Genomic DNA, 3,278 nt, shown 5'->3' with positions numbered 1-3,278 from the left:
TAGGCGCTAGGCGCTTCGGGCGAAGCCCTGGCAATAGTAGGCCCGGTAAGCGATAGCGCACCGGGCGTTAGCGGTCAGTGACCTGTCACGCCGGATGGCGCCTTCGGCCTATCCTGCCTACGTGGCTCAGCGCCACAGGCGCAGCCCCGGTATGACCAACAGCCCAGCCAGCAGCCAGGTGGGCCAGCTGCCGGTGCGGGTGAAGGGTGTCAGCCCGCTCATGGCCATGACATCCCCGGTGATGCGGGTGGTCTCGAACTGGGGTGCCACGTCGGTAATCCTGCCCAGAGGATCAATGATGGCGGTCACGCCGTTGCTGGTGGCGCGTGCCACGAAACGGCCATTTTCCAGGGCACGGAGACGCGCCATCTGGAGGTGTTGCAGTGGACCGATGGAAGCACCGAACCAGGTGTCGTTGGAGACCGTGAGCAGCAGCTCGGCATGTCGGGCCCGGTCGGCTACCAGATCGGCATAGATGATCTCGTAGCAGATGGCGTTGCCGATGCTGAGACCCGCCGCCTGGATCGGTGCCTGGTTCTTCGGTCCCGGTGTCATGGCCGGCATGGGCAGGTCGAAGAAGGCGAGGGTACCTTTGAGCAGGGGTTCCAGTGGGAGATACTCGCCGAAGGGCACCAGGTGTGCCTTGCGGTATTCCCCCTCGACGTTACCGAGCCCGATCACGCTGTTGTAGTAGAGGCCTTCCTGCTCGCGTTGCAGGATACCGGTGAGGAGGGCGGTATCGGGGGGAAGATTGGATTGCACACGAGCCAGGATGGGGCCTGCTTGGTCTTCGAACATCGGCAGGGCCGCTTCGGGCCATATGATCAGATCGATATCGTCCGGCAGGTCGCGGGTCAGCTCGCTGTAGGTATTGACTGCCACCCGCTGGCCTTCCGGCGTCCACTTGATCAGCTGGGGAAGGTTTCCCTGTAGCAGGGCAAGGCGTACCGGCTCGCCGGAGGGCGAGGTCCACTGGCTCGGCAGTCCTTGGGGAGCAAGCCACAGGACCACAATGGGTACCATTGCCCACCAGCGTCGATGCAGGAATGCCACGCCCAGGGTGCCGGTGAGCACGGTGATCAGGGACAGCAGGTAGACCCCGCCCACGGGCGCCCAGCCAGCGAGTGGCGAGTCGACATGTGCCGTTCCCAGGAGCAGCCAGGGAAAGCCGGTGAACAGCCAGGTTCGCAACCATTCGCCGATTACCCAGGCCCCCGCGAAGGTGAGAAAGGCCAGGCGTGGTCCACAGAAACGGCGATAGCCCCAGAGGGTAAGCGCATAGAAGAGTGCCAGCCCGGTGACAAACAAGGCGGTGAGAAACAGGGCCAGGAGCACACCGGTATAGCCGTAGTCGTGGATCGACACATAGACCCAGGAGGCACCCGAACCGAAGAGTCCGATTCCATAGCACCAGCCGCGCAGGGCCGCCTGGCTGGGGGTCAGGGCATGGATGTCCTGGTAGACCAGGCCGATGGCGACCGGGCCCAGCCACCATAGCTCGAAGGGCGAGGCGGTGAGCGTGGTGATGGCACCCGCCACCAGGGCCAGGAAGTAACCGAGGTAGCGGTTGGGCGTCAACCCGTGCATGGCGTCTTTAGCGTCCCTGGTCATCGCCATGTCAGGGTCAGTCTTCATCCGTGACATCGCATAACTCTGCTTCCAGCAGACGGATACGGCGGTTGTCGGCATTGAGTACCGTGAAGCTCCACCCCTTGATTTCGGTGTGTTCTCCACGACTGGGCAGATGGCCGAAGCGTTGCATGACAAGGCCACCGAGGGTGTCGAATTCCTCGTCGGAAAAGTCGGTCTCGAAATGCTCGTTGAAGTCTTCGATGGGGGTCAGGGCACGGATGGCGAAGCGTCCTTCGCCGAGTTCCCGGATGTCGTCCTCCTCATCGATATCATGCTCGTCCTCGATGTCACCGACGATCTGTTCCAGGATGTCCTCGATGGTGACGATGCCGGCGGTACCGCCATATTCATCCACGACCACCGCCATGTGGTTGTGGGTGTCGCGAAACTCCTTGAGCAGGCTGTTGAGACGCTTGGATTCGGGCACGAACATGGCCGGACGAATGACTTCCTCCAGCCTGAAGGGGACGCCATTCTCCTTGCCGCGACGCAATAGCGGCAGCAGGTCCTTGGCCAGCAGAAGGCCCTTGACCTCGTCGAGGTTCTCGCCGATGACCGGATAGCGGGAGTGGCCGGTCTCCAGAATTACCGGCAGATATTCCTCCAGGGGCTGGTCGAGGGCGATAGTCGTTACCTGAGAGCGAGGGATAAGCACTTCCCGGACCTGCTGGTCGCTGATCTGAAGGGCGCCTTCGATGATCATCATGGCATCCTGCTCGAGCTTGAGGCGCGAGCCGGCCTGTCGAAAGAATTCCAGCAACTCGTCCCGGGAACTGGGTTCGTCGCTGTCGCTGGAAAGGGCACTGAAAAACTTCTCGAGCCAGGACTTGTTGCCCTGGCTGGTCGATCGGTCTTCGCTCATGCGTCGGGTCTCTCGTCCTCGTGATCGGGTCGTCCCGCTTCATTGCCTGCGGGGGAATCGGCGTCATAGGGGCCCGGGATACCCAGCACCGCCAGTATTTCGCCCTCGAGGGCTTCCATGTCCTCGGCGTCGAGGGTCTCGATGTGGTCATGCCCCAGCAGGTGCAGGGTTCCATGGATCACCATATGAGCGTAGTGAGCCAGGGGCGACTTGTCCTGTTCGAGGGCCTCCTTGATCACCACAGGATGGCAGATGACCAGGTCGCCAAGCAAGGGCAGCTCGATCCCGGGCGGACCCTCGAAGGGGAAGGAGAGCACATTGGTCGGGCGTTCCTTTCCTCGATAGTCACGATTCAGCGTCCGGCTTTCTGTCTCGTCGACGAAACGTATGGTCAGTTCGTGGCGGTGTTCATCGGGATGGCGGTTCAGCACTTGCGACACCCAGGCCTCGAGGTCGGACTGGCCGGGGAGTCCGTCGGCCTCGATGGCAAGCTGGCGGTCGACGAGGAGGGGTCGCATCAGTCCATTCGCTCACTGTCGCTGCGATTTATCCTGTCCAGCCGTTCATGGCGAATGGCCTCGCGTTCCTGGTCACGGACTTCGCGCTTCGCCCTGTCCTTGGCCTCCTGTTCGGCCTCGAAGTGATCGTAGGCCTCGATGATACGTTGCACCAGGGGATGGCGAACCACATCCTTGGCCGCAAAGTGGGTGACGCCGATGCCCGGGGTCTCCCTGAGCACCTCGAGTACCTGGATCAGTCCTGATGTCTGACCGCGGGGCAGGTC

Annotated in this window: 4 protein-coding genes; all 4 read right to left on the bottom strand. The window is 62.4% G+C overall.

Going from position 1 to position 3,278, the window contains the following annotated elements:
* Positions 1-126: 126 nt before the first annotated feature.
* Positions 127-1,587 (bottom strand): apolipoprotein N-acyltransferase, encoded by a 1,461-nt coding sequence (gene lnt / locus ACESMD_RS15645; RefSeq protein ID WP_372614789.1) that lies wholly within the window; start codon positions 1,585-1,587, stop codon positions 127-129.
* Positions 1,588-1,624: 37 nt separating this feature from the next.
* Positions 1,625-2,494 (bottom strand): HlyC/CorC family transporter, encoded by an 870-nt coding sequence (locus tag ACESMD_RS15640; protein ID WP_372614787.1) that lies wholly within the window; start codon positions 2,492-2,494, stop codon positions 1,625-1,627.
* Positions 2,491-3,012: an rRNA maturation RNase YbeY gene (ybeY, locus tag ACESMD_RS15635; RefSeq protein WP_372614785.1), complete on the bottom strand. Its 522-nt coding sequence runs from the start codon at positions 3,010-3,012 to the stop codon at positions 2,491-2,493. The genes ACESMD_RS15640 and ybeY overlap by 4 nt, the downstream gene beginning before the upstream one ends.
* Positions 3,012-3,278 (bottom strand): PhoH family protein (locus tag ACESMD_RS15630; RefSeq protein WP_372614783.1); only part of this gene is annotated, 267 nt, incomplete at its 5' end. The genes ybeY and ACESMD_RS15630, both read right to left, overlap by 1 nt.

Origin of the sequence: Halomonas sp. (genome assembly GCF_041689495.1) — a bacterium.
Taxonomy (GTDB): domain Bacteria; phylum Pseudomonadota; class Gammaproteobacteria; order Pseudomonadales; family Halomonadaceae; genus Halomonas.
This window is presented reverse-complemented; position numbering and strand designations above follow the sequence as displayed.